The following is a 2,028-nucleotide window of genomic DNA, read 5'->3' on the forward strand; positions in this document are numbered from 1 at the left end:
TGTCCATGAATGTTCAACCCCAGCTAGACCGTCCGGATCCGACCGTGATCGCGGTGCAGAACGACGCGTTTCGCAAACTTGCATGCCTTGGGGTGCCGCCCGCGCAACCCATCCAGGGCCGCATGCATGTCACCCGCTCGCTTATGGAGGCCGGCGATGGCTTCATGGCCGAGGCGGTCAAGGCAACCGGTGAGTTTGCCACGTTCGAGCCTGAGAATGATCCCGAGGGCTGGCACGACTTCGGGGCGGTCGAGATCCGGGGAGAGACCGTGTTCTGGAAGATCGATCTCTATGAAGCAGACTCGGACTTCCGCTATGGGGCTGAGACCCCGGACAATCCTGCCACCACCATGCGCGTGCTGACCATCATGCTGGCGCGCGACTGGTAGGGCAGGGGACTCCTCACCCTGACATCTGAGACGATGAAGGCCCGCTGACCCCTCAAAGGGAAAGTGGGCCTTTTGTCGTGGTGATCCCTGAAGCCGGGGATTGGTCACGCGCGTGAGCGCGCGGGCCACACTTCACCCTCCTGGAAGGATATCCCATGACCACATGCTTTGCTCCCCTTACCGTCGCTATCGGCGATCTCGTCCCGCATCCCGCCAATGTGCGCAGCAACGCGCCGGAAACCTATGACCCCGAAAACATCGCCCATCTGAAGGCCAGTATCGCTGTGCTGGGCCTGCTCCAGCCGCTTCTGGTTCAGAAGCTTGACGGCAAATATGCTGTCCTCGCCGGTGGCCGGCGCCATGCAGCCCTGAAGGAGCTGATCGCTGACAAGGCCAGCAAGGGGTTCACGGCGAAAACCAAGGTGGACTGCCGCCTTGTGCCGGAGGAGTGCGACGTCACGACGGCGCTGTCGCTCGCCGAGAACATCACCCAAGCGCCGATGAACGCAATCGACGAGTTCGAGGCTTTCGCCCGGATGATGGAGGTCGACGGCCAGACGCCCGAGACGATCGCAAAGACCTTCGGCACCACGGTAGCGGCCGTGAAAGGCCGGTTGCGCTATGGCCTGATCCACCCCGACATCCGCGCCGCGGCGCGGGGCAAGGTGATCACGCTCGACACGATGAAGGCCTTCGCCGAGCACCCGAGCCAGGAGGCGCAGCGCGAGGTTTTCGAGGCGCTCACGAAGGACGGCGGCTATCTGCAGGCCTATACCGTCCGTCAGACCCTCAAATCCCGCGGCGTGCAGGTCAGCGATGATATCGGAGCCTTCGTGCGTGAGGACTATGAGGCCCGCGGCGGATCGATCGCGGCCGACCTTCTGGACGAGCATTCCGTGCTGGAAGATGCGGCACTGGTTGAGACCATTCTGCTCGAGAAGCTCGGTGCCGCCGCCGAAGAGGCCCGTTTGAGGCTGGGCTTTGCCTGGGCCGATGCGATGGTGCGCTATGATTACGCGACCATGGCCGACTACGGCCGCGTCTACCCCGGCCCGATCGAGCCGGATGAGGCCGCCCAGAAGCGCATCGATGAGATCACCGCCGAGCTTGAGAAATTGCAGCTCGAGATGGAGGATGAGGGGCTCGAGGACGGTGCCTACAACGCGCTTTACGAGCGCGTGGACGCCTTGGAAGAGGAAGCCCGCGACCTGCAGGAGGCCTACAGCGCCGAGGACCTCGCGCGGTCTGGGGTGATCGCGTCGTGGCAGGGTGGGCAGATCACGCTCCATGAGGGCCTCGTCCGTCCGGAAGACACCGTCAAAGAGGAGGGCGCACGCGGCTCCTCAAGTAACCCGACGGGGGAGGAGGCCACGGACCCGGGCGAAATCACCTACCCAGCCTCACTGGCTGAGGACCTCAAGACCGAGCGAGCCATGGCCCTTGGCGCCGCGATGGCGCTGCATCCGGAGGCCACGCTCGATCTGACGCTCTTCAAGCTGGTCAGTGACGTTCTGGCCAGCGGCATGAGTGTCACGCAGGCGATCAAGATCGATGCCCGCAAGGAATACCGCAGCCATGCCAAGATGGACGAGATCGACGAGACCTCGCTCGAGCAGGTGGCGGCGGCGCATGAGGCGCT

At 64.0% G+C, this 2,028-nt stretch carries 2 protein-coding genes; both read left to right on the forward strand.

Annotation, left to right across the window (positions count from 1 at the left end; translation table 11 throughout):
• The coding region (locus A3764_RS18630) for a DUF3768 domain-containing protein (protein ID WP_236628246.1) at positions 1–389 on the forward strand (389 nt) is incomplete at its 5' end.
• A 155-nt stretch (positions 390–544) separates the two neighbouring features.
• A partial coding sequence (locus A3764_RS18635; RefSeq protein ID WP_067951926.1) for a ParB/RepB/Spo0J family partition protein occupies positions 545–2,028 on the forward strand: 1,484 nt, incomplete at its 3' end.

The sequence above is a fragment of the Sulfitobacter sp. HI0129 genome (assembly GCF_001635395.1).
Classification (GTDB): Bacteria; Pseudomonadota; Alphaproteobacteria; order Rhodobacterales; family Rhodobacteraceae; genus Sulfitobacter.